Origin of the sequence: Cryobacterium gelidum, assembly GCF_004403985.1 — a bacterium.
GTDB lineage: Bacteria > Actinomycetota > Actinomycetes > Actinomycetales > Microbacteriaceae > Cryobacterium > Cryobacterium gelidum.
Genome location: NZ_SOHL01000015.1, coordinates 194,823 through 218,171 on the forward strand (window position 1 = coordinate 194,823; position 23,349 = coordinate 218,171).

Consider the following 23,349-nt stretch of genomic DNA (forward strand, 5'->3'; position numbering starts at 1 on the left):
GCCCCCGAGGCACCACTGACGACCGATCAACTCGAGCGTGAAGGCGATATCGCCGCGGATTACATCGAGGAGTTCCTGGATATCTGCGACCTCGACGGCGATATCGACATCGACGCGCGCAACGGTCGGGCGTATCTGGCCGTCAAGGCGTCCGACGCCGACAACCTCCGGGTGCTCTCTAAGCCGGAGACGGTCAATGCCCTGCAGGAGCTGACGCGCCTCGCGGTGCAGAATAAGACAGGTTCGTTCTCACGCCTGATCCTGGATATCGGCGGATCGCGTGAGGTGCGCGAAGCCGAACTCGCGGCCCTGGTGGCGCGGGCCATTGAGCGCATTGAAGGCGGCGCGAGCGAAGCCGATCTGCCGTCCATGTCCTCGTACGAACGCAAACTCGTACACGACATCGTCGCAGCCAGCGGTAATTACCGATCCGAGTCGTCCGGCGAGGGTCGCGACCGGCACACCGTCATCACCGCAGCGTAGCCTCGACGGTCATGCCTGAATCAGCCGTACCCGCCTCAAACGTGCCCGAGTCCGCCGAGGCAGCACTCGACATTGCCGCACCGGTGGCGCTGGAGATCGAGCCGGCCGCCGCGGTCGATCTATTCGGCCCCCAGATCGACGTCATTCGTGCTTTCACAAGTAATTTAGCTGATCAGGGGGAAATTCTGGGGCTGATTGGGCCGTTGGAACTCCCCCGCCTTTGGTCACGCCACATTTTGAACTGTGCCATTGTGGCACCCCTGCTGCGACCCGGTCTTGTTGGAGACGTTGGGTCCGGCGCGGGTCTGCCCGGCCTGGTTCTGGCCATCGTGCGGCCCGATGTGGAGTTCGTGCTGATCGAACCGATGGAACGACGGGTCGCGTGGTTAAACGACCAGGTTGCCGCGCTGCAACTGGCGAATGTGACCGTAGTACGGGCGCGGGCCGAAGAAGCGCGATTAGCGAATCCGCTTGATCAGGTCACCGCCCGGGCCGTGAGTTCGTTTAGTAAACTGATACCCCTGACGGCGCCCCTGCTGCGCACCGGTGGCGAGCTCATTCTCATGAAGGGCGAGGGCGCCCAGCGTGAAGTCATGGCCGCAGCGAAGCCCATCAAGAAATACCGTCTGCGTGATGTCGAGGTCATTACCCTCGGCGCGGGCGTGCTGCCGGAGGTAACCCGGGTCATCCGAGCTACAGTGGAGTAGTCCCGAATGTCACCAGTTTTGGTGTTCGGGGGTCCCTTTCGGGTGGCTCATCAACCGTCGAGCGTAAAGGTTTCACGTGAAACATCCTGCTGAAGATCAGCGCACAGGCAAGGCGCCGGGGTTCGACGGTACAACCCCGCTGGCCAGGGAGATCGCTGAGTTGACGCGTCGCCGGCAAGTCATTGCCGCCGGCGAACTGCCCAAGCCCGAGAAGACCCGGGTGTTGACGATCTCCAACCAAAAAGGTGGAGTCGGCAAGACCACTACCGCCGTCAACCTTGCTGCGGCGCTTGCTCGTCAGGGAGCACGCGTATTGGTCATCGACCTCGACCCGCAGGGCAACGCCTCTACTGCCCTCGGTGTAGAGCACCGGGCCGAGACGCCGAGCGTCTACGACGTCATTATCAACGACATGCCCATGGATGAAGTCGTGCAGAAAAGCCCCGAATTCGGTGCCCTGTTCTGCGTGCCGGCGACGATTCACCTGGCCGGTGCCGAGATCGAACTGGTGTCGCTGGTTGCTCGCGAACAGCGTCTTCGCCGGGCCCTCGACTTGTATCTGGCTGGAACATCCGAGCCCTACGATTATGTCTTCATCGATTGCCCGCCCTCGCTCGGACTGTTGACCATCAATGCCTTCGTCGCCGCACGTGAAGTTCTCATTCCGATCCAGTGCGAGTATTACGCACTGGAAGGGCTGAGCCAGCTCCTCAAGAACATCAAGCTTATTGAGAAGCACCTCAACCCCGACCTGGTCGTATCGACGATTTTGCTCACGATGTACGACAGCCGCACCAATCTGGCGACCCAGGTTGCCAAGGAGGTACGCGATCACTTCCCCAAAGAGGTCTTGAATACGGCAATTCCCCGTTCTGTGCGCGTTTCTGAGGCGCCCAGCTATGGTCAGAGCGTCGTCAGCTACGACCTCAACTCCGCAGGATCGCTCTCATACCTCGAAGCAGCAGCAGAAATGGCCCATCGCGGGGCCCCGCGAGCAGCGCAAGAGCCCCCAAGAGGAGACAAGCCACAATTAGGAGAACAGCGATAATGGCGAAAAGAACCGGCCTCGGTCGCGGTATCGGCGCACTCATTCCGGTGCAGGAAGGCGCCTCGGCGCCTCGTCCGGTGGACGTCTTCTTTCCCCGGAGTGCGATCGCGGAAGCGGACACCTCCCCCGCGCTCGTTCCCGTGCCCGGCGCTACGCTGGCGCACCTGGACCCCAAGGACATCGTTCCCAATCGGGCCCAGCCGCGTACCATCTTCGATGAGGATGATCTCGCCGAACTCGTGAACAGCATTCGCGAAGTCGGTGTGCTACAGCCCATCGTTGTGCGTCCCCTGCCCGATGAGCCCGGCAAGTACGAGCTCGTGATGGGTGAACGTCGGTTACGCGCCACCAGGGAGGTGGGGCTCGACAGCATTCCGGCCGTCGTCCGCGATACCGCCGACGTCGACATGCTCCGAGACGCACTTCTGGAGAACCTGCACCGCGCGCAGCTGAATCCGCTGGAAGAGGCATCTGCGTATCAGCAGTTACTCGCCGACTTTGGCATTACCCAGGAAGAACTGGCAACGCGGATCGGTCGATCGCGGCCGCAGATCACCAACACTCTGCGGCTGCTCAAGCTGCCGGAACCCGTGCAGTTGCGTGTTGCCGCCGGCGTTCTGTCAGCCGGTCACGCACGGGCCATCCTGTCCGTCGGCGACATAAACGGCATGCTGCGTCTGGCAGAAAAAATCGTGGAAGAGGACCTGTCAGTGCGTGCGGCGGAAGCCGCGGCGACCGCTGGTCCCAAGAAATCCATCATGAAGCCGCTGCCCGGACGGCGCCAGGGACACCTCGATGAGATCGCTGAACACTTCGGAGATCGTCTCGATACCCGGGTCAAAATCCATCTTGGCGCACGAAAAGGCCAGATCACGGTAGATTTCGCGACAATCGGTGATCTCAATCGCATCCTGACAGTCCTCGGAGAACCTGGCTTCAGCGCCACCTAGGTCCGCGTCTGGATGGCGTTTCACGTGAAACATTCCGACTGTCCACGCTCGGATGTTTCACGTGCAACACTGGATGCAGAGTGTGGGGCAATGCTGAGCGAGAAGCGCGCCGGGATTACGCCCAAGCCGAAGACATATCCACGCGAAAATTGTGCAGTAGCCAGCACCGTGGCCGACGGCGCTCCACGCTGTAAGCGGACGGACAAGTGATGTTTCGTTTCACGTGAAACATGCCTGTTCCACCCGGTGAGCTCGCCCGGCCCGGCACCACATTTGTCGCAAGCGGACTACGCGCGGCGACCGGCCACCGCGTTAGTGGCGACGTCGGGTTAGCGCGACGGCTTCACGGAGACACCGAGTCGTCATGGTGCACGTTTCAGTTCATACACTGGAACAATGCGGTGCCACGGCGGCTCGGTTTACGTGCAACGGTCGGACGAGCCCTATGTTTCACGTGAAACGGTGGGCGGGTCTACTGGGTGCGTAGGGCGTGGGCAGCGAGGGCGGAGTACGTGGCGCCGAGGGTCTGACCGGCGGCCTCGATGGCCTGCGGCACCAGCGAAGTCTCGGTGAGGCCGGGAAGCACATTGGCCTCGAGAAACCACGGGGTGCCCGCTGCGTCAATGATGAGGTCGACGCGGCTCAAGTGACGCAGGCCGAGCAGGGTGTGAATGGCCACTGCGGAGGCACTCACCGCCCCTGAGACGTCCTGAGCGAGGCGGGCAGGGGTATAAAAGTCGGTTTCGCCGGCGTTATAGCGGGCCTCGAAGCTGTAAACCCCGTCGACGGGCACGATTTCGACGATGGGAAGCGCTGTGGGACCGTTCCCGGCGTCGATTACGGCCACTGTGACCTCGATCCCCTCGATGTACGCCTCGACGAGGGCAGTATTGGCGTAGGTATACGCATCAACCATGGCACGGGGCAGGTCACCGGGGGTTCGTACGATAGTGACGCCCTGCGAGGAGCCACCCTGCGCTGGTTTGACGACGAGGGGAAGGCCGATCGCACTGATCAAGTGCTCGAGTACGTCCGTAGCACCGAGGTCCCGAAAGGTTTCAGTGGAGAGCACGATCGCCGGGGGAGTTGCCAGAGCGGCGCGCGATACGAGTTCTTTCGCGGTTCCCTTATTCCAGGCCAGGGCTGCAGCGGGACCACGGGAGCCCAGAAAGGGAATGCCGGTCGTCTCAAGCAGGGAGAGCAGCGCGCCGTCTTCGCCGGTAGCGCCGTGCAGGGTAGGCCAAATGAGGTCGGGCGCCTGCGCGGTGAGGGTGGTGAGCAGGTTTGCGCCGGGATCGAGCACCGTGACGGAGTGTCCGGAATTGGTGAGGGCATCCGCTACGCGACGGCCGGAACGGAGGGAAACATCGCGCTCGTGCGAGATGCCGCCCGCGAGGATGGTGATGTTGAGAGGATTCGATTCGCTCATGATCAGGATTTTTCCTAGCTGATTAGGGGGTAGGGCGGCGAATTTAGGAGATATTGGCCGGCGGGCCGGCGTAGCGCTGATTTCGGGGACCTGATCGCTCAGGGGCGGGACCGAGGGATCCCGTGCCGGCGAAGGTGTCGAGCAGATCGAGCTCGCCGCGAATCACGGTGGCGAGACGACGGATGCCCAAGCGAATGCTGTCGGGGGTGGGATAGCAGAACGCGAGGCGAATATGCTGGCGGCCGTCACCGTTAGCGTAAAAGGCAGTACCGGGAGTGTAGGCGACGAGTTCTTTGACTGCACGGGGCAGCATGGCCTTGGAATCGAGTTGCTCCGGCAGGGTCACCCAGACGTAGAACCCACCGGTCGGGTTCGTCCAGGTCAGGTCGGGCAGGTATTCGTCCAGCGCGGTCAGCATTGCATTCTTGCGCTCGTGATAGACGCCGCGGAAAGTATTGATCTGGCCCTGCCAATCGGCGGTGGAGAGATACTCCGAGATGACCATCTGCGTGAACGAGCTGGGGGAGAGTACGGCCGCCTCGTTGGCGAGGACGAGTTTCTCGCGAATGGCGTGCGGGGCAAGGGCCCAACCAACACGAAAGCCGGGAGCGAGGGTTTTTGAGAAGGTACCGAGGTAGACGACGCCGTCGCGCTCGAGTGAGCGGATCGCATCCGGTGCCGGCTTGTCGAAATACAGCAGGCCGTAGGGGTTGTCCTCCAGGACCAGAATGTTGTTGGTGCGGCAAATCTGAAGAATTTCCAGGCGACGTGCCCAGCTGAGGGTTACGCCGGCCGGGTTGTGGAAACTGGGGATCGTGTAGAGGAACTTGATGGTGCGCCCTGCGGCCTTCAGGGCGGCGATGTGTTCGACCAGGGCAGCGGGAATCATGCCATTCTCGTCCATGGGGACATGGTCGACCTCGGCCTGATAGGACTTAAAGATAACCATCGCGGTGACATAGCTTGGACCCTCGGAGACGACGACGTCTCCGGGGTTCAAAAAGAGCTTGCTCACCAGTTCGAGGGCGTGCTGGGAGCCGGTTGTGACCACGACATCGTCGGCGTTCGCCTTGATCCCCTCGAGGGCCATCACGTCGAGAATCTGCTCGCGCAGCAAGGGAACTCCCTGACCAGAGCCATATTGCAGGGCTGTCGCACCATTTTCACGCATGACTTTATCCATGGCATCCCTGATGCGGTCCTGCGGCAGGGCTGCGACGTACGGCATGCCTCCGGCGAGAGACACCACCTCGGGGCGCGAAGCCACGGCGAACAGGGCGCGCACCTCGGAGGCCTTCAGGCCCGCGGCTCGGTCCGCGTACTGGTGATACCACGGATCGAGGTTGTTACCGGCCTGCTCGAATCCAGTTTCAGTGGAACCCTGATTTGTCACGTCACATCCGTTCTGCTGTTCACTTCATCGTATGGGGTGGCAGCGCACACCGAAAAACCCGCCCAGCTGCTGCCGGACGGGTTTTCAGTATTCAGGGTGTGACTTAGACCAGGAAGTCGGCCAGGTCCTTCTCGAGTTGCGGCTTCGGCTTGGCGCCGATGACGGTCTTGACGACCTCGCCCTTCTGGAAAACCTTCATCGCGGGGATGGAGGTGATCTGGTACTTGGCGGCCAGGGCCGGGTGCTCGTCGACGTTGAGCTTGACGATGTCGAGCTTGTCGGAGTTCTCGGCCGCGATCTGGTCGAGAATGGGGCTGACGGCGCGGCAGGGGCCACACCACTCGGCCCAGAAGTCGACCAGTACGGTCTTCTCGTTGTTGATGACTTCCTGATCGAAGTTGGCTTCGGTGACGGATCGTGCGGTCATGTGAATCTCCTTAGTTAACTGATGCGAGTTCGGTGTCGCCGGCTTGGGCCAGATAGGCGGGGGGAAGGGTGCTGAGGTAGTGCTCTGCGTCGAGAGCGGCAGCGCAGCCGGAGCCGGCCGCGGTGATGGCCTGACGATAGCTGGAATCGATCACGTCGCCGGCCGCGAAGACGCCGACCTGACTGGTGAGCGAGGACCGGCCGGCTACTGCGATGGTGCCCTCCGGGGTCAGGTCGAGTTGCTTGTGCACGAGGTGCGTTCGGGGGTCGTTACCGATCGCCACGAACACACCGCCGACGGGAAGGCTGCTCTCGGCGCCAGAGACAGTGTCGCGCAGGATGAGACCGTCGACAGCGTCGGCGCCGGTAATGCCGACAACTTCACTGTTCCAGGTGAACTGGATCTTGTCGTTGGCGAAGGCACGATCCTGCATGATCTTGGAGGCGCGCAGCTCGCCCTTACGGTGAATGACGTGCACCTTGGAGGCGAACCGGGTGAGGAAAGTAGCTTCTTCCATTGCGGAGTCGCCACCGCCGATGACGGCGATTTCCTTGCCCTTGAAGAAAAAACCATCGCAGGTGGCGCACCAGGAGACGCCGCGGCCGGACAAGCGTTCCTCGTCGCTGAGACCGAGTTTGCGGTACGCCGAGCCGGTGGCGAAGATGACCGCGAGAGCCTGCTCCACGTCGCCGTTACCCAGGGTCACCGTTTTGAACGGGCCCGTCAGGTCGACCGAATCGACGTCGTCATAGATGACCTCGGTGCCGAAGCGCTCAGCCTGCTCCTGCATCTTGGTCATCAGATCGGGTCCCTGCACCCCCTCCGGGAAGCCGGGAAAGTTTTCGACGTCGGTCGTGTTCATCAACTCGCCGCCGGCCTCCACTGAACTGGCAATCAGAAGCGGTGTGAGATTGGCTCTCGCGGCGTAGATCGCCGCGGTGTAACCGGCCGGTCCGGAACCGATGATGATGATCTGACGCACGTGCACGCTCCTTGCAATGATGGGCGAGACGGGCAGGATCCCGGCTCACGTTTCGATACAACACATCCTAATCAAATGATATTCCGGCCCCTCCAGCTTCTGCCGCAGGCACTCAGCTACCGAAGGAGTCACTCGCAGTGCTGACACGACGTCTGAGCGGCGCTGCAGGCAGGTTGCGTCTTATCGACCGAAACGCTTCTGCAGGGGCGCCAGGAAGGCCGTGAGCTCGCTGCTGCGCATAACGAGGAGTAATCCGAAGTAGGACAGGGACATGACGAGACCGATGACGAGCATCGAGGTGATGGCGCTCAGGCGAGACGCGACGGCAAATCCGCCCTCGACCGTCCCCCCCAGGGTGAACAGCAGGGCGATGCCGAGGCCGACCGGAATGATCGCCGCCGCGAAATATTTCACGAGGCTGCGCACGATGCGCCGGCCGTCGATGCCACCGAGTCGGCGCCGCAGCAGCGTGGTCGCCAGAACGCACTGCAGCACGCCGGAGACCGTGATGACCAGGGCGATACCGACGGCAATCCATTCCACCGGCAGCAGGGCGCAGCCGAGCACACCGAGCACGATGAGTACAACCTGGAACAGGGTGAAAAAGAACGGTGTGCGGGTGTCTCCAAGGGCGTAGAAGGTGCGTTGCACGACGAACAGGATGCAGAAGGCGATGAGTCCGAGAATGAAAGCGATGATCACGTTCCCGATGCCCTGAATCTGGTCGAACGGTGACACGAACACGGCGGCGAACGGATACGCGCAGACGGCAATCACGGCCGTCGCGATCACGATGATCAAGGTCGTGCCTCGTATCGCAGAGGATGCATCTGTGCGCACCAGATCAAACTTCTCGAGTGCCGCGTGCTCGCTCATGCGGGTGAAGTAGGCGGTGGCCACGGAGACCGTGATGACCGAGTGCGGCAACATGAAGATCAGCCAGGCGGTGGCGAGTACGGCAATGGACGCCTTACCGGTGGCGTACGAGACCACCTGCGTCTCGACGATCCCGGCAATGGTGGTCAGGACCAGCATGCCGAAGGTCCAGGTGGCCATCTTTCCGGCGGCACCGAGGCCAACCCCGCGAAAATGAAAGTCGGGGCGAAAACGCAGGCCGATGCGTTTCCAGAAATAGAACAACACCACGGCCTGCACCATCACGCCGAGCGTCGCGGTGCCGGCCAGCAGCGCGATCATGGCCGGGGTGAATTCGCCCGCCGCCCGTTCACCGGTGGCATCAGCCCCAAACATGGCGCCGAAAACGAGCAGTCCGGCGATCGCGACCACATTGTTGAGCACCGGCACCCACGTGAACGGTCCGAACATGCGACGCGCGTTGAGCACCTCGCCGAGCAGCGTGTACAGGCCGTAGAAGAACATCTGGGGCAGGCACCAGTAGGCGAACGCAACCGCGAGATTTTTTTGGTCGGCTGGCAGGTTGATGCCGATGAATCCGGTGATGGCCGGCGCGAACAGGGTGCCGACAATTGTCGTCACAGCGAGAATCGATAGCGCCAGGGTGAGCAGTTTGTTGATGTAGGCCGTGCCGCCGTCGAGGTGCGCGCTGGCGCGCACGATCTGCGGCACCAGAACGGCCGTGAGAATACCGCCGGCGACAATGACGTAGACGGTGTTCGGCAGTTGGTTGGCCAGGGCGAACGCGTCGGCGCTGTCGCCGAGCTGACCGATCATGCCGGCCAGAACAATGAGCTTCACGAACCCGAGAATGCGCGAGACCATGGTGCCGGAGGCCAGGAAGGCGCTGGCCCGGCCGATGCCGCCGCTACCGGTAACGGTGTCAGACATTGGGTTCCGCGGCGGGGGGCGGCAACTGCCCGGAAGCGACGGGAGCCCCACTGGCACGGTCTCGGCGTCGGCGCACGATATTGCGCCAGATTCCGAACCCGAAGAAACCGACGACGAGGATCGCGAAGATGCTCGCACCCACACCTTCCCAATCGGCCCGCACACTGACTTCGATCGGGGCCGGCTGCCCGAGCGGCGTGCCGTTGAGAGTGAACAGGGTGACTCGCAAGACGACGTCGCCGTTGCCGACGGCCGCGCTGAGCGGCACCGAGACGGCTTGGGCGGAATTGGGCTGAATTGTGGTCTCGAGGGTTTCACCGACGACGAGCCGTCCGTTGGATGGCACGATGTCGGTGCGCACGGTGACCGCCTGATCCAGGGCATTGTTGAGCGTGATGCGCAGGTCGACCTTGCTGCCCACCACGATGATCGGACCGCGCGTAGTCACGGTCACGGCGTGCATCAGGTCGAAGGAGGCGGCGAGGCTCGCCCGGACTTGTTCCTGCCAGGCCGACGACTGTGCCGTCCAGGTGGTGTCCAGAAGGGCCAGCAGTTCAAGTCGCGCCGGAGCGGTGGCCAACAGGGGATCGGCCAGGATTGTGGCGAACTCGGCCATCGCGCCCTCGCGCTGCAGCAGCGATCGGGCGAGCGCGACCCGGTCGCTGTCGATCGCCTTCTCGTGAAAGCTCACCGTGGATGCCGGGGTGGAATCCAGAGCCGACTGCAGTGAGGCCGCGTTCGACCAGGGGGCTGAGTTGAGGGCCGCGAGGGTTTGACCGACCCGGGTCGCGCTCGTTGGACTGCCGCGATCGAACGTGACCAACAGGGTGCGCGCCGCATTGGGGTTCTCCGCAGACACAATCGCCAGCAGCGATGCCGCCTCGGCTACGTTCTTCCGCCAGGCATCCTCCGTCGTGGCCTCGGCGGCCGCACGGATAGCCGCCGACAGCGTGGAGTCACTGACCAAGCCCAGCCCCCTCGGAAGGGAGACGGCGGTATTCGGGGTGAAGACGTCGGACTGCTGCACATTGTCGCTGGAGAGAATGGTCGTGGTCAGGCCGCTCGCGGCAAACACGTCGAGATCGGTGCGCGCGACTTGCCCGCTGGCCGGCCAGCCGATCGTGCTACTCGTGTAGTTCCAGGCCAACAGTTCGCTGGCCGTGGGAACGACCGTCTCGCCCGGCCCAACCGTGGGGGGAAGGGGCGGTGTCGGGGACGGGGTGGTTTCGGTACTGGTCGGGGGCGTGATGGTGGGCACATCGCTCGGGTTGAGGGTGGTGTCCGGGCTCGGCGTGGCCGTAGGCACCACGAACAGGCTCGGGTCGATCGCCGGTTCGAATGAGGTGGGTGCGAGTAGCGTCGTGGCACCGGCCTGTGCTTGCAGCGCGATGTCGGCATCTGCGTAGCCGAGCGGGAAAATGTCATTGCTCGCTCCGGCCAGGCGGTCGAGCCAAGCCACGGCCGACGCGGGAGCGGCGCTGCCGAGCACCCGAATGGACGCGATGATTTGAGGATCGATGGCGATCGTGGCCGTGGGCGCATCGATTGCCATATCTAATTGGCGGGAGAGCAGACCGGCCGAGCTCGTGTACGACTCGAGGGCTTTGGTGGTGATCAGGCCGGTCGCGTCTTCCGGGGTGGTGATCGGCAAGATAGACGCGAGCCCGACCGGGGTGATCGCGCTGCCCTGCGACCAGACGAACGTGCCGCGTCCTTCGGCTTGAACCTCGTCATCCGCGATGTAAATCGCGGCGATTCCGCGCGCCCCCCACGCGTTCTGGTCGGTCAACCCGACGGAACCAGCCGGAACCGTGATCGCGATGTTCGTGCTGGCCCCGGCCGGAATGATTCCTGCTGTTGGAACGCTCATCAGCTGGTCGCCGGAATTTGCGTCTGCATCGGGCCGCAGCCAGGAATCGAGCGCCGCGCGGGTGGTGAGTGCGAGCTGCGCGAGATACACATCGACGCGGCCGATCGGTATGGCGGCGGCGGTGTTGTTGTGAATGGTCACGGTCAGGGGCAAGTCCTGGCCGGGCGATAGTTCCGGTGTAACGGTCGGAGAAACAGTGACTTCGACGCTGTCAGCGGCGGTAGTGGCGATCGCAGCAGTGCTGCTCGCAGGTTCAGCGCGGGCCGTGAAAGGGAGTTCCGGCGCGAAAACCAGCGACGCGAGGGTCAGGAATCCGACCAAAAGCGCCCAAATCGGCAGCAACCGTCGATGACGTTGCGTGCGCAGGGCCGGGCGCACGGTTGTGCACGCGGCGGCCGGGAGCGCGGGCCGATGCGCGGAATCTGACTCGGCCACCATAGGGGGATTCTACGGCGTGCCAGCCTAGAGCCGTCTGTACCGCGCCTGCACGCGCCCGATGACAACTAATATGAGGCATATGCAGAGCGTCGCGGCAGCCCTCGCACGACTGGGCGACCTGGCTGCCACTCCCACGGTATCCCGCCTGGCGAACGCATTTGCGGCCGCCGGCCATGAGCTGGCCCTGGTCGGTGGTCCGGTGCGCGATGCGTTCCTAGACCGACCGCTGCACGATTTGGATTTCACAACGGATGCGACACCAGATCAGATCCTCGCCCTCGTCACCCCACTCTCCGAAGCGCAGTGGGACATCGGCCGGGCCTACGGCACGATCGGTGCCAGCCTGGCCGGCGAGACTGTGGAGATCACCACGTATCGCGCCGACAGCTACGACGGCACGACCCGCAAGCCCGACGTGGTGTTCGGCACCAGTCTGGAACCGGACCTGCTGCGCCGGGACTTCACCGTCAACGCGATGGCCCTGCGCCTGCCCCAGCTGACCCTGGTCGACCCGGCCGGCGGTATCGACGATCTGCTGGCCCAGCGCCTACGCACGCCGAGCACTCCGGAGGTTTCTTTCGGAGACGACCCTCTGCGGATGCTGCGTGCGGCACGGTTCAGCGGCCAGATCGGTTTCACGCTGGACCAGGACACCGCGCTGGCCATGGAAAAAATGCGCGACAGCATTCGGATCGTGTCGGCCGAACGTATCGGTGACGAACTGTCGAAACTGCTACTCTCCGCTGATCCGCGCGCCGGTATCGAGGTGCTGATGAAATCGGGCCTGGCCGAGATCGTGCTCCCCGAAATTCCCGACCTGCGGTTGGAGATCGACGAACACCACCACCACAAGGACGTCTACCAGCACACCCTCACCGTGCTGGAGCAGGCCATGGGCTATGAGAAATCACGCGGCAGCCTCGAGGCTCCCGACCTGATCGTGCGCCTCGCCGCCCTGCTGCACGACATCGGCAAGCCGGCCACCCGCAAACTCGAACCGGGCGGAGTCGTGAGCTTCTACCACCACGACGTGGTCGGGGCGAAGCTGGCGAAGAAACGACTGCGCGCTCTGCGCTTCGACAATGACACCATCAACGCCGTCGCTCGCCTGATCGAACTGCACCTGCGATTCTTCGGCTACACCGAGGGCGCCTGGACCGACTCGGCCGTGCGCCGATATGTGCGCGACGCCGGGGACCAACTGGAACGGCTGCATATTCTCACCCGCGCCGACGTCACCACCCGCAACCGGCGCAAGGCCGATCGGCTCGGCTTCGCCTACGACGACCTGGAACAGCGCATTGCCGCCCTGGCCGAGCAAGAAGAACTCGGCGCCGTACGCCCCGACCTCGACGGCGAGCAGATTATGGCCGTTCTCGGCATGAAACCGGGACGCGAAGTGGGCGAGGCTTACCGCTATCTGCTCGAGCAGCGGCTGGACGATGGACCCCTCGGCGAGGACGAAGCCACCCGCCGGTTAGTGGTCTGGTGGGCGGAGCGTGTCCAATAAGGGCAGCCTGCGTCGACGCAGTGCGATCACCGGCTACACCCTGCTCGCTCCCAGTTTGTTCGGCGTGGTCTGCTTTCTCCTGCTCCCGGTGCTCGTCGTGCTCTGGCTCAGCTTTCAGAGCTGGAACCTGATCGGCCCGATCACCTTCGTCGGTCTTGACAACTACCAATCCGTTCTCAGTGACGGCGTCTTCGGAAACTCCCTGCTGGTCACGCTCATCTTCGCCCTGCTCGTGGTGCCGATTCAAACCCTGATCGGTCTCGGCGCGGCCACCCTGCTCACCCGTGGCCTTCCGGGGTCAGCCTGGTTTCGTACGGTCTACGTGCTGCCGTGGATTTGCGCTCCGCTTGCTCTCGGCGTCGTGTGGAAGTGGATCCTCGCGCCCACCGATGGGGCACTCAACACCCTGCTCGGTCAGCGCGTCGAGTGGCTCAGTGACCCCGCACTGGCGCTACCGGCCGTGGCCGCAGTGGTGATCTGGACCAACGTCGGCTACGTCACGCTGTTCTTCATGGCCGGGCTGCTCAACATTCCCGGGCAGATTCTTGAGGCGGCCCGCATCGACGGGGCCGGCGCGGTGAAGATGTTCTGGCATATCACGCTGCCACTGTTGCGTCCGACCATGTTCTTCGTGCTCGTCACCACGGTCATTTCGGCCTTTCAGGTCTTCGATCAGGTATATGCGCTTACCCAGGGCGGCCCGGCACGATCGACGGACGTTGTGGCCGCGCGCATCTACTACGAGGCTTTCGACGCCTTCGACCTCGGCCGTGCGGCCGTCATGGCCGTTGTTCTGCTGGTCATCCTGGTTCTCATCACCCTCGCCCAGCAGCTCTTTTTTCGCCGGAGGGTCACCTATGAAATGGACTAGATTCTCCTCAAATGTTGTTGTCTACCTGGTGCTGCTACTTGGTGCCCTGTTCACCCTCGGCCCGTTCCTGCTAAGCATTCTGACCGCGTTCAAAACCCGCGAGCAGTTCGCACAGCAGCCGGCGCTGAGCTGGCCGGACCCGTTCACCCTGGAGAATTTTGCGCTGCTGCTGAACGGGCCGGCGCAGTTCGGTCGCGCCATCTTGATCACGGTGTTGGCCGCCGTGCTGATTTTGGTCGGGCAGCTGATCTGCTCGATTCTCGCCGCGTATGCCTTCGCTCGGGTAGATTTTCCCGGCCGTCAGGTGTTGTTTTGGGTGTACCTGTCGACCCTGATGATTCCGCCGGTCGTGCTCGTTGTGCCGCTGTACCTGATGATGACCGAGGTTGGGCTGCGCAACTCGTTCTGGAGCCTCGTGCTGCCGTTCGCGTTCGCATCCCCGTACGCGATCTTTCTGTTGCGCGAATATTTTCGCGGAATTCCCCAGGAACTCATCGATGCTGCCCGGCTCGACGGCGCCAACACCCTCGACGTTTTGGTCGAGATTGTGGTGCCGCTGTCACACCCGATTATCGCCACCCTGACCCTCATTACGATCGTGAGCCACTGGAACAGTTTCATGTGGCCGCTCGTGATCACAACGGGTACGCAATGGCGGGTCGTGACCGTGGCCACCGCGAGCCTGCAAAGCCAGTTCAACGGTAATTGGACACTCGTGATGGCGGCCACCACGCTCGCCCTGGTTCCGCTCCTCGTGCTGTTCCTGATGTTCCAGCGCAGCTTCGTGCGGTCGATCGCCATCACAGGATCTGCGTAGGCTGGTCCACTGGGGAAGGTTCGATCCGTCAACAAAGGACATCATGGCCAAGCGTTCCACCATCATTGCCGCCGGCGCCGCCGCGGTGCTGCTCGTCATTACCGGGGCTGTTGCCGCCCTCAACCTGTCTGCCGCAAAATCGCCCAGCGATGCCACCACTGTGACCGTGCGACTCTGGGATGACCAGGTTGCCGCCGCCTACGAGAAGTCCTTTAAAGCCTTCGAAAGAGGTAACGCCGACATACAGGTCGACGTGGAGCTCGTCCCCTACGACGACTACTTCGAAAAGCTGCGCACCGATGTGGCTGGTGACGGCGCCCCCGATGTTTTTTGGGTCGATGGTGGCAGTTATCCCGCCTACGCCGACGCGGGCGCGCTGCTGAACATCACGACGGCCATCCCAGCGGATGTGCAGGCCGGCTGGGCTCCGTCCGTGGTGGCGCAATACACCCGGGATGCCACGCTCTGGGGCGTGCCGCAGCTGGCCGATCCCGGCATCGCGGTGTATTACAACGCCGACCTGCTGCGTGACGCCGGTCTGAGCCCTGCTGATGTGTCCGCACTCTCCTGGGATCCCACCGGTGACAATGACACTCTCACTCCGGTATTGCAGAAACTCACCAAGGACTACAACGGCAACACGGCCAACAGCGCCGCGTTCGACGGTTCCAATCTGAGCCAGTACGGCTACAACGCGGGTTATGACCTGCAGGCAATGGTGCTGAACTACCTGGCCTCCGGTGGCGCCCAGTTTCAGGATGAGTCCAACCGGTACGTCTTCGCGTCCGACGCCGGCATCGCCTCGTTCCAGTACCTCGTCGACCTCATGAACAAGTGGCACGTGTCCCCGTCGGCCGCCGATACGAACACCAACGGCGACTTCAGCCGCGAGCAGTTTTTGCAGGGCAAGATGGCCCTGTTCCAGAGCGGTGTGTACAACCTCGCCAATGTGAGCGCCGGGGCGAACTTCGATTGGGGCGTGGTGAACCTGCCGAGCGGTCCCGCCGGTGCGATCAGCGGTGTCGATGGCATCGCCGCAGCCGGCAATGCCGCGTCGGAGCATCCGGCCGAAACCCAGCGGGTGCTGGAATGGCTCGGTAGTACCGCCGGATCCGAGTTCATCGGAGCTTCCGGAGCGGCTTCTCCGGCCGTGGTGGCCGCGCAACCGGCCTACGCGGCGTATTGGGCCGCCAAAAAGGTCGACATCAGCCCGTTCTACGACGTGTTGGCCGCCGGTACGGTGCCAGCGCCGCAGGGTGCCGGTTGGCCGGCCGCTGAGAACGCCATGCGGCCGCTGCTCGACGAGGTCTTCCTCGGTCGCACATCGGTCGACCACGGTGTGCGCGCCGCGCAGAAAGCGGCCAATGCCGCTCGGACCGAATAATTCCGCTCCTCCACCGATCGGGGTCCGTGACATCATGCACGGATTGCCGTAATTCCTGCGCAGTGGCCGTGGCTCGGAACACACTCAAGGTGTCTGACTTGACGTGTTCGGTGCGAGGTATTCGGTCGAGTTGTTTGGTCGAGTTGCGCGGTCGAGAGGGTGTCGGGCAGATCGACTGGTATATGGACTCGGCATCGGGTAGTCTGGGCAGGTTGCCTGCGTGCCGGATTCCCGGCCTCCGCGTTCAGCACATGCACAACCCTCCTGTTACAGAAAGTCTGTAGCCGTTTTAGTCCGAAGGAGGTGGGTTAGTCATGCATCAGTACGAACTTATGGTTATCCTCGATCCCGAGATCGATGAGCGCACCGTAGCTCCCAGCCTTGACAAGTTCCTCAACGTTGTTCGCAACGATGGTGGCACCATTGACAAGGTTGATGTCTGGGGTCGTCGTCGTCTCGCATACGAGATCAACAAGAAGACCGAAGGCATTTATGCCGTCGTGGACTTCACCGCGAACGCCTCAGCCACGGTCGAGCTCGACCGCCAGCTGAGCCTGTCCGAGGCTGTCATGCGCACCAAGGTGCTCCGCGCCGAAGAGGGTATCGCCCAGGTCGTCGTGGCAACCAAGCTGGCCGCAGAGAAGGCAGCCCGTAAGGCTGCCAACCCGAAGGTCATTGCTGCCAAAGCCGACGCTGCTGCTGCAGCCGCTGCCGCTCCGGCTGCCAAGGTTGCCGCTGCTGCCAAGCCTGTCGTTGCCGAGGCTCCGGCCGCTGCCGCTCCGGCTGCTGCCAAGGTCGAGGCTGCCGCTCCGGTTGCTGCCGCTTCCACCGCCGCTCCCGCCGCGAAGGTTGCCGCTGCCAAGCCTGCCGCCGCCAAGCCTGCTGCTGCCAAGGCCACTCCGGCTCCGGCCGCTGTTGCCGACAAGGCAAGCGACAAGTAGCCCATGGCTGGCGAGACCGTAATCACCGTGGTGGGCAACCTCACCAGCGATCCTGAACTGCGTTACACGCAGAACGGGCTGGCGGTTGCCAACTTCACCATCGCTTCCACTCCGCGTACGTTCGATCGTGCGGCCAACGAGTGGAAAGATGGCGACGCGCTGTTCCTGCGTGCGAGCGTTTGGCGTGAATTCGCCGAGCACGTGGCAGGTTCACTGACCAAGGGGTCGCGTGTCATCGCTTCCGGGCGTCTCAAGCAGCGTTCGTATGAGACGAAGGAAGGTGAAAAGCGCACGAGCATGGAGCTCGAGATCGACGAGATTGGTCCTTCGCTGCGCTACGCCACAGCTTCCCTCACTCGCGCGCAGTCGTCCGGCCCCCGGAGCGGCACTCCCGCTGTCGGAGGCCAGGGCAACGATGAGCCGTGGGCTCCCAGCGCCCCCGCCAAGACTGCGTCACCCGCAGCATCCGGTGGAGACGTCTGGAACAGCCCCGGCAATTTCAGCGACGAGACCCCCTTCTAAGCCACGCCGCGCGCGTAGCTAACACCTTTTTTAAGAAAGTAAGGAAATCATGGCTGGAAAGTCGAGCGGCGACCGCCGCAAGCCGCTTCGCGGAGCTAAGGGTGGCAAGAACGCCGCTCCCGCGAAGTCGATTCGGGTTGGTGTCATCGATTACAAAGATGTCCCCACCCTGCGCAAGTTCATCTCCGAGCGTGGAAAGATCCGCGCCCGCCGCATCACAGGCGTTTCCGTTCAGGAACAACGCCTCATCGCCCGTGCCGTCAAGAACGCCCGCGAAATGGCTTTGCTGCCCTACGCAGGCTCAGGCCGGTAAGGAAACCAAATGTCGAAATTGATTCTGACGCATGAGGTCTCCGGCCTCGGTGCACCCGGCGACGTCGTCGACGTCAAAAACGGGTTTGCTCGTAACTACCTCGTTCCCAAGGGCTTCGCTGTTGCGTGGACCCGCGGTGGCGAGAAGCAGATCGAGCAGATCAAGGCGGCCCGCGCAGCGCGCGAGCACGCCACCTTCGAAGAGGCTGAGGCGCTCAAGGTCAAGCTTGAGAACACCAAGGTCACCCTGGTCGTCAAGGCCGGCGCTGGCGGACGCCTGTTCGGTTCGGTCAAGACCACGGATGTGGCGAACGCCGTTGCGGCCGCCGGTCTCGGTACCGTCGACAAGCGCAAGATCGAGCTCACCGCGATCAAGTTGACCGGTGAGCACACGGCAACGGTTCGTCTTCGCGACGAGCTCAGCGCCACGATCACTCTCGTGGTCGTCGCTGCCAAGTAACACCGCACCGCGGTAGGCCGGGTGTCGTAAAGCCGGTCAGTGTGTACGCCCCATAGCGGGGGGTTCCGAAAGGAACCCCCCGCTATGGGGCGTTAAAAGCCGAATTCGAAGCGTCGACCCTCTGCTTTTATGCACAGGTGAGCATTCGTATCGACAAGGTTCAAGAACGGATTGAAGTTATCTTATTCACACCCGCTTGTGTGACTAAAATACCTGATCAGCAGCGTTTTATTCACTTTCATTTGATGTTTATCCACAGCCGAGTGCACAGGTTCTGCACAATCTTCGCGGCGTTTCGCGCAGCTTCTCCACAGAGTTATCCACAGGGTGGTTTGTGGCGGGTGCTACCGGCTCCCTAGGGTGATGCAGTACCCGCATCTCGCACAGGCTGGTGCGTTACGTCCCGTGTCGGTGGTTCTTGATACACCTAGTAGCACGCCAGAGAAAGAGGTGCCGAGTGTCGATCGCTCACCTGGGCCTAGCCCATCAGCCAGCGTCACCCGAATATGGTTCCCCGGCGCGCGGCGGCGCGCTCGATCAGAACCGGGGCGAGCGGCCCGCTGAAGCCTGGAAGGCGGAGCGAGCCCTCCCGCACGACCTCCTGGCCGAGCAGAGCGCTCTCGGTGGAATGATGCTCAGCAAAGACGCCGTCGCCGATGTCGTGGAGACCGTGCGCGGCGGCGACTTCTATATCCCCAAGCACGAAATTATCTTCGACGCGATTCTTTCGCTCTACGCCCAGGGCGAGCCCACAGACGTCATCACGGTCACCGATGAGCTCATCAAGGTCGGTGAACTCTCACGGGCCGGCGGCGCCGACTACCTGCACACCCTGACCAGCCTCGTGCCCACTGCTGCCAACGCAGGTTTCTACTCGACCATCGTGGCCGAACGCGCTCTGCTGCGCCGCCTGGTCGAGGCTGGCACGCGCATCGCCCAGATGGGCTACGCGGGCGAAGGCGAGGTGCTCGACCTCGTGAACACGGCCCAGGCCGAGATCTACTCCGTCACGGGTGGCACGGAAACCGAAGACTACGTTCCGCTCACCGATGCCGTAACGGCGGCCATCGAAGAGATTGAAGCCGCCAAGCTCAAGGACGGCCAGATGAGCGGCGTCCCGACGGGCTTTGCCGACCTCGACGAACTCACCAACGGGTTCCATGGCGGCCAACTCATCATCGTCGCGGCTCGCCCGGCACTGGGTAAGTCCACGCTCGCCCTCGACTTTGCTCGTTCGGCATCCATTCATCACAACATGCCGAGCATCTTCTTCTCGCTCGAAATGGGGCGAAGTGAAATTGCGATGCGCCTGCTCGCGGCGGAGGCATCGGTTCCTTTGCAGAGTATGCGCAAGGGCACCGTCGAGGCCCGTGACTGGACGACGATTGCCGCCACGCGCGGCCGTATCAACGATGCCCCGCTCTACATCGACGACAGTCCGAACATGACCCTGGTGGAGATTCGCGCGAAGTGCCGTCGGCTCAAGCAGCGCGTCGGGCTTAAAATGGTCATCATCGACTACCTCCAGCTCATGACCAGCGGTAAAAAGGTCGAGTCACGCCAGCAGGAGGTCAGCGAGTTCTCCCGGGCCCTCAAGCTGCTCGCCAAGGAACTGCAGGTTCCCGTGATTGCGCTCTCGCAGCTCAACCGTGGCCCGGAGCAGCGCGCTGACAAGATGCCGGCGATCAGCGACCTTCGTGAGTCGGGATCGCTCGAGCAGGACGCCGACATGGTCATCCTGCTGCACCGCGAGAGCGCGTATGAGAAAGACAACCCGCGGGCCGGTGAGGCGGACCTCATCGTGGCCAAGCACCGTAACGGCCCTACTCGCACGGTCACGGTTGCCTTCCACGGCCACTACTCCCGCTTCGCCGATATGGTGGCCGGCGGGTAACTCGCTCAGGGGGTGCGTGCAGGCGGCTCGCAGTTGCGCCGTCGAGTCGCCGCGTAGACTGGAACTGACAAATTTTGCAACGAAAGAGGTCGTGCGTGGCGAACGCCCAGGCACCATCAAACGTCGGACCCCGTTACTGGACCGTGCTCGTCGGGCGCGCCCTGATCGCGGTCATTCCCGCCGTGATCATCACGTTCAACCGGGAGCACTCCGCCCAGCTGGGCTTGGTCGTGTTCGGCGCATTCGCCCTGGCGAGCGGCCTGCTGCTCATTCTGACCGGCCCGCGCACCCTGACCGTTGCGACCGACCGCAGCCTGTTCCTCATACACGGCGTCGTGAGCATGATCGCTGGCGTGCTGGCCCTTGCTGTCCACACCGGTGGCCACGGGTTCTTTCTCCTCATCGTGAGCGTCTGGGGAGCCGTCACCGGTTTTCTCGAAATCTATGCCGGCATCCGGGTGCGTAAACGCCCCCTGCCGGCCAAAGACTGGCTGTTCACTGGCATCGGCGGTGCGCTCCTCGCCCTGCTCTTTCTGCTGCTTCCGCCCAACCCGGTTGTCTCGGTCGGATTATTCGGTGCCTACCTGGTCTTTCTCGCTGTTTTCCTGCCCATTGCCGGGCTCTCCCTCAAGTGGGATGCACCCCGACAGCACCGCACCGCACCCGCGAACACGGCACCCGCGAACACCGCACCCAATGATTCGGATTCCCTGTGATCAAAAAGACTCCTGGTACCCCCAACTCGGCACACCAGCCCAGCCGATCCGATCGGTTGAAGCCGGCCGAATTGGTCGCCATCTCCGGCGCGATGGCCCTGTTCGTCGGAGTGACCATTCTTCTCACGACACGCGAAGTCATGCTCTCGGTCATTGGGCTCGGGGTGACGTTTATCGTGGCGCTGGTGGTGATTGCGATGCTCGTGCTCGGCATGAAGCCGAACGCGTCGGAGCAGTCTGACCTGGACGAGCAGAACGGCCACTAGCTCACGCTTGAACGTCACAGGGGCACCGACGTCGATCGTGATGAGGGTGCCCATGTGACTGTGGCGACGGACTAGGTCAAGTAGTCAGTGATTGTGACGACAGACTAGGTCAAGTAGTCAGTGATTGTGACGACGGATTAGGTCAAGTAGTCAACCAGCGGGTCGGCGAGGCCGACATAGCTCGCCGGGGTCAGGGCCAGGAGCCTGGTCTTGGCGGCGTCTCCAATGTCGAGTCCGGAGACGAAAGCTGCCAGGTCGGCGCTCGTGATGCGTTTGCCGCGGGTCAGGTCCTTGAGCAGCGCGTAGGGATCCGCGATGCTCGAGCGCCCGGCCGAGACTTCGGCGCGAATCACAGTCTGAATCGCCTCTCCCAGAATCTCCCAATTCGAGTCGAGGTCGTGCGCGAGCAGGGCGCGGTCGATGTCGATCTCGCCGAGGCCGCGCAGCATGTTATCGAGCGCGAGCAGCGAATGCCCGAAACCGACGCCGATGTTGCGCTGGGTGGTGGAGTCGGTGAGGTCGCGCTGCAGACGACTGGTCACGAGAGTGGCAGCGAGCGAGTCCAGGATGGCGCAGGACAGTTCGAGGTTCGCCTCGGCGTTCTCGAAGCGAATCGGGTTGATTTTATGCGGCATGGTGGAGGAGCCGGTGGCGCCGACCTGGGGAATCTGGCGAAAATAGCCGATAGAAATGTAGGTCCAGATGTCGGTGGCCAGATTGTGCAGAATGCGGTTCGCGTGTGAGGCGCGGGAATACAGCTCCGCCTGCCAGTCGTGCGATTCGATCTGCGTGGTGAGTGGGTTCCAGCCGAGGCCGAGACCCTCGACGAACTCGCGCGAGACCGTGGGCCAGTCGACGGACGGATCGGCGGCCACGTGGGCGGCGAACGTGCCGGTGGCACCGCTGAACTTGCCCAGGTATTCACCGGCATCGATCTGCCGCGCGATGCGCTCGAGGCGGTAGGCGAACACGGCGAGTTCTTTACCCATGGTCGTCGGTGTCGCGGGTTGTCCGTGGGTGCGGGCGAGCATCGCATCCGCTCGAAATTCCAACGCACTGCTGCGCACTGCCTCGATGACCAGGCGTAGCTTCGGCAGCCAGACGTTTTGCACGGCGTCGCGCACGGTCAGGGCATACGAGAGGTTGTTGATGTCTTCGCTGGTCGCGGCGAAGTGGGTGAGTTCGCTGATGTGGTCGAGGTCGAGCGCGTTGAGGCGCCGGCGCACGAGGTACTCAACGGCCTTCACGTCGTGGCGGGTGGTGGCCTCGAGCTCGGCCAGTTCGTCGATCTCAGCCTGGCCAAAGTTCGTCACCAGGCCGCGCAGAGCGAGCTTCTGCTCGGAAGCGAGGGGGGCGGAACCGAACAGGCTGCGGTCGGTGAGGGTGATCAGCCACTCCACCTCCACGCGCACACGAGCGCGGTTGAGCCCGGCCTCGGACAGGTATTCGCCCAGATCAGAAACGGCGGCTCGGTAGCGGCCGTCTAGCGGACTCAGAACCTGTACGGGTAGGTGACTCATCGGACTCCCTGTCGAATTGCGGGTGCAAGTTGTTTCACAAGTGCGTGGCTTGCCCTCTCAATCATGCCTAAAACGGCGTCAAACAACGCATCGTCTGAATAGTAAGGATCAGGCACGTCGAACAGGCCGGCCTGCTCGGCGTCAAAGCTCAGCAACAGGCACACCTTGGTGCGATCGCGATCCTCGAGTGCCCAGTTGCGCAAAATGCGCTCCTGACTGCGGTCGAGAACTACGACGAGGTCGTATTCGGCGAACCAGAGCGGATCAAACTGGCGGGCCCGATGGTGACTGCCGTCGTAGCCGCGCTTGGCCAGGGCCGTGATCGTTCGGTCGTCGGCCTGCTCACCCACATGCCAGTCTCCGGTGCCGGCCGAGCTGGTGGCAATGAGACGCCCGAGTCCGAGCTTCGTGACGTGGTCACGCAGTACGACCTCGGCCATAGGCGATCGACAGATGTTTCCGGTGCAGACGAAAATGATTCGAAACGGCGTCGACTCATCGGGGGTGAGTGACGCGAAGGGCATGCCTCCCATTGTGGAGCAGATTCGCCTTCTCCACACGCCCAGTATTCAGTGTCTCTACACCGAGTGCGCCCCGACTGAC

At 63.0% G+C, this 23,349-nt stretch carries 22 protein-coding genes and 1 pseudogene; 15 read left to right on the forward strand and 8 right to left on the reverse strand.

Going from position 1 to position 23,349, the window contains the following annotated elements; translation table 11 throughout:
- The first annotated feature begins 15 nt into the window (after window positions 1-15).
- From E3T50_RS09370 to E3T50_RS09385, 4 genes are all read left to right on the forward strand, one after another.
- Window positions 16-483 (forward strand): Jag family protein, encoded by a 468-nt coding sequence (locus E3T50_RS09370; protein WP_166783829.1) that lies wholly within the window; start codon window positions 16-18, stop codon window positions 481-483.
- An 11-nt stretch (window positions 484-494) separates the two neighbouring features.
- A complete protein-coding gene (rsmG, locus tag E3T50_RS09375; RefSeq protein WP_134551588.1) occupies window positions 495-1,190 on the forward strand; it encodes a 16S rRNA (guanine(527)-N(7))-methyltransferase RsmG in 696 nt (231 codons plus the stop codon).
- A gap of 76 nt (window positions 1,191-1,266) precedes the next feature.
- A complete protein-coding gene (locus E3T50_RS09380; RefSeq protein ID WP_134458623.1) occupies window positions 1,267-2,238 on the forward strand; it encodes a ParA family protein in 972 nt (323 codons plus the stop codon).
- Window positions 2,238-3,188 carry a ParB/RepB/Spo0J family partition protein gene (locus E3T50_RS09385; protein WP_134551589.1) on the forward strand — a complete coding sequence of 317 codons (951 nt, stop codon included), beginning with the start codon at window positions 2,238-2,240 and terminating at the stop codon, window positions 3,186-3,188. The genes E3T50_RS09380 and E3T50_RS09385 overlap by 1 nt, the downstream gene beginning before the upstream one ends.
- Before the next feature lie 472 nt (window positions 3,189-3,660).
- On the opposite strand, the gene E3T50_RS09390 is transcribed toward E3T50_RS09385, so the two are convergent.
- The 6 genes from E3T50_RS09390 to E3T50_RS09415 form a co-directional block, all read right to left on the reverse strand.
- Window positions 3,661-4,617 (reverse strand): D-alanine--D-alanine ligase family protein, encoded by a 957-nt coding sequence (locus E3T50_RS09390; RefSeq protein ID WP_134551590.1) that lies wholly within the window; start codon window positions 4,615-4,617, stop codon window positions 3,661-3,663.
- 43 nt (window positions 4,618-4,660) lie between these two features.
- Complete coding sequence (locus tag E3T50_RS09395) at window positions 4,661-6,010, reverse strand: aminotransferase-like domain-containing protein (protein WP_134551591.1); 1,350 nt, start codon at window positions 6,008-6,010, stop codon at window positions 4,661-4,663.
- Between the two features lie 103 nt (window positions 6,011-6,113).
- Window positions 6,114-6,437, reverse strand: a complete 324-nt coding sequence (trxA, locus tag E3T50_RS09400; RefSeq protein WP_134458615.1) for a thioredoxin — start codon at window positions 6,435-6,437, stop codon at window positions 6,114-6,116.
- A 10-nt stretch (window positions 6,438-6,447) separates the two neighbouring features.
- Window positions 6,448-7,419 carry a thioredoxin-disulfide reductase gene (gene trxB / locus E3T50_RS09405; protein ID WP_134551592.1) on the reverse strand — a complete coding sequence of 324 codons (972 nt, stop codon included), beginning with the start codon at window positions 7,417-7,419 and terminating at the stop codon, window positions 6,448-6,450.
- A gap of 180 nt (window positions 7,420-7,599) precedes the next feature.
- Entirely contained in the window at window positions 7,600-9,225 is a 1,626-nt protein-coding gene (murJ, locus tag E3T50_RS09410) for a murein biosynthesis integral membrane protein MurJ (protein ID WP_134551593.1), read from the reverse strand.
- Window positions 9,218-11,533 (reverse strand): DUF6049 family protein, encoded by a 2,316-nt coding sequence (locus E3T50_RS09415; protein WP_134551594.1) that lies wholly within the window; start codon window positions 11,531-11,533, stop codon window positions 9,218-9,220. Before E3T50_RS09415 ends, murJ begins: the two co-directional genes overlap by 8 nt.
- A gap of 79 nt (window positions 11,534-11,612) precedes the next feature.
- On the opposite strand from E3T50_RS09415, the gene E3T50_RS09420 reads away from it, so the two are divergent.
- The 11 genes and pseudogenes from E3T50_RS09420 (at window position 11,613) to E3T50_RS09470 (ending at window position 21,226) form a co-directional block, all read left to right on the forward strand.
- Window positions 11,613-13,043 (forward strand): CCA tRNA nucleotidyltransferase, encoded by a 1,431-nt coding sequence (locus E3T50_RS09420; RefSeq protein ID WP_134551595.1) that lies wholly within the window; start codon window positions 11,613-11,615, stop codon window positions 13,041-13,043.
- Window positions 13,033-13,914: a carbohydrate ABC transporter permease gene (locus tag E3T50_RS09425; protein ID WP_134551596.1), complete on the forward strand. Its 882-nt coding sequence runs from the start codon at window positions 13,033-13,035 to the stop codon at window positions 13,912-13,914. The genes E3T50_RS09420 and E3T50_RS09425 overlap by 11 nt, the downstream gene beginning before the upstream one ends.
- Entirely contained in the window at window positions 13,901-14,731 is an 831-nt protein-coding gene (locus E3T50_RS09430) for a carbohydrate ABC transporter permease (protein WP_134551597.1), read from the forward strand. Before E3T50_RS09425 ends, E3T50_RS09430 begins: the two co-directional genes overlap by 14 nt.
- A gap of 43 nt (window positions 14,732-14,774) precedes the next feature.
- A complete protein-coding gene (locus E3T50_RS09435; protein ID WP_134551598.1) occupies window positions 14,775-16,115 on the forward strand; it encodes an ABC transporter substrate-binding protein in 1,341 nt (446 codons plus the stop codon).
- Between the two features lie 314 nt (window positions 16,116-16,429).
- Window positions 16,430-16,798 (forward strand): annotated as a pseudogene (gene rpsF, locus E3T50_RS16655) (30S ribosomal protein S6); the annotation flags it as partial.
- Window positions 16,799-17,059: 261 nt separating this feature from the next.
- Entirely contained in the window at window positions 17,060-17,578 is a 519-nt protein-coding gene (locus E3T50_RS09445) for a single-stranded DNA-binding protein (RefSeq protein ID WP_134551600.1), read from the forward strand.
- A gap of 49 nt (window positions 17,579-17,627) precedes the next feature.
- Complete coding sequence (gene rpsR / locus E3T50_RS09450; RefSeq protein WP_035835236.1) at window positions 17,628-17,891, forward strand: 30S ribosomal protein S18; 264 nt, start codon at window positions 17,628-17,630, stop codon at window positions 17,889-17,891.
- A 9-nt stretch (window positions 17,892-17,900) separates the two neighbouring features.
- Complete coding sequence (rplI, locus tag E3T50_RS09455; RefSeq protein ID WP_092110565.1) at window positions 17,901-18,350, forward strand: 50S ribosomal protein L9; 450 nt, start codon at window positions 17,901-17,903, stop codon at window positions 18,348-18,350.
- A gap of 457 nt (window positions 18,351-18,807) precedes the next feature.
- Complete coding sequence (gene dnaB, locus E3T50_RS09460) at window positions 18,808-20,244, forward strand: replicative DNA helicase (RefSeq protein WP_166784263.1); 1,437 nt, start codon at window positions 18,808-18,810, stop codon at window positions 20,242-20,244.
- A gap of 95 nt (window positions 20,245-20,339) precedes the next feature.
- On the forward strand, window positions 20,340-20,960 hold the full coding sequence (locus E3T50_RS09465; protein WP_134551601.1) for a hypothetical protein: 621 nt from the start codon (window positions 20,340-20,342) through the stop codon (window positions 20,958-20,960).
- Entirely contained in the window at window positions 20,957-21,226 is a 270-nt protein-coding gene (locus E3T50_RS09470; RefSeq protein ID WP_241990848.1) for a hypothetical protein, read from the forward strand. The genes E3T50_RS09465 and E3T50_RS09470 overlap by 4 nt, the downstream gene beginning before the upstream one ends.
- Window positions 21,227-21,363: 137 nt before the next feature.
- On the opposite strand, the gene purB is transcribed toward E3T50_RS09470, so the two are convergent.
- Entirely contained in the window at window positions 21,364-22,746 is a 1,383-nt protein-coding gene (gene purB / locus E3T50_RS09475) for an adenylosuccinate lyase (RefSeq protein ID WP_134551602.1), read from the reverse strand.
- Complete coding sequence (locus E3T50_RS09480; protein WP_134551603.1) at window positions 22,743-23,270, reverse strand: low molecular weight protein-tyrosine-phosphatase; 528 nt, start codon at window positions 23,268-23,270, stop codon at window positions 22,743-22,745. The genes purB and E3T50_RS09480 overlap by 4 nt, the downstream gene beginning before the upstream one ends.
- Window positions 23,271-23,349 lie beyond the last annotated feature (79 nt).

Coding starts and splice junctions, on each gene's coding strand:
- E3T50_RS09390 (WP_134551590.1), bottom strand. CDS start 4,617: ATGAGCGAATCGAATCCTCTCAACATCACCATCCTCGCGGGCGGCATC.
- E3T50_RS09385 (WP_134551589.1), top strand. CDS start 2,238: ATGGCGAAAAGAACCGGCCTCGGTCGCGGTATCGGCGCACTCATTCCG.
- E3T50_RS09480 (WP_134551603.1), bottom strand. CDS start 23,270: ATGCCCTTCGCGTCACTCACCCCCGATGAGTCGACGCCGTTTCGAATC.
- rplI (WP_092110565.1), top strand. CDS start 17,901: ATGTCGAAATTGATTCTGACGCATGAGGTCTCCGGCCTCGGTGCACCC.
- murJ (WP_134551593.1), bottom strand. CDS start 9,225: ATGTCTGACACCGTTACCGGTAGCGGCGGCATCGGCCGGGCCAGCGCC.
- E3T50_RS09430 (WP_134551597.1), top strand. CDS start 13,901: ATGAAATGGACTAGATTCTCCTCAAATGTTGTTGTCTACCTGGTGCTG.
- E3T50_RS09445 (WP_134551600.1), top strand. CDS start 17,060: ATGGCTGGCGAGACCGTAATCACCGTGGTGGGCAACCTCACCAGCGAT.
- E3T50_RS09420 (WP_134551595.1), top strand. CDS start 11,613: ATGCAGAGCGTCGCGGCAGCCCTCGCACGACTGGGCGACCTGGCTGCC.
- trxA (WP_134458615.1), bottom strand. CDS start 6,437: ATGACCGCACGATCCGTCACCGAAGCCAACTTCGATCAGGAAGTCATC.
- rsmG (WP_134551588.1), top strand. CDS start 495: ATGCCTGAATCAGCCGTACCCGCCTCAAACGTGCCCGAGTCCGCCGAG.
- rpsR (WP_035835236.1), top strand. CDS start 17,628: ATGGCTGGAAAGTCGAGCGGCGACCGCCGCAAGCCGCTTCGCGGAGCT.
- purB (WP_134551602.1), bottom strand. CDS start 22,746: ATGAGTCACCTACCCGTACAGGTTCTGAGTCCGCTAGACGGCCGCTAC.
- E3T50_RS09435 (WP_134551598.1), top strand. CDS start 14,775: ATGGCCAAGCGTTCCACCATCATTGCCGCCGGCGCCGCCGCGGTGCTG.
- E3T50_RS09415 (WP_134551594.1), bottom strand. CDS start 11,533: ATGGTGGCCGAGTCAGATTCCGCGCATCGGCCCGCGCTCCCGGCCGCC.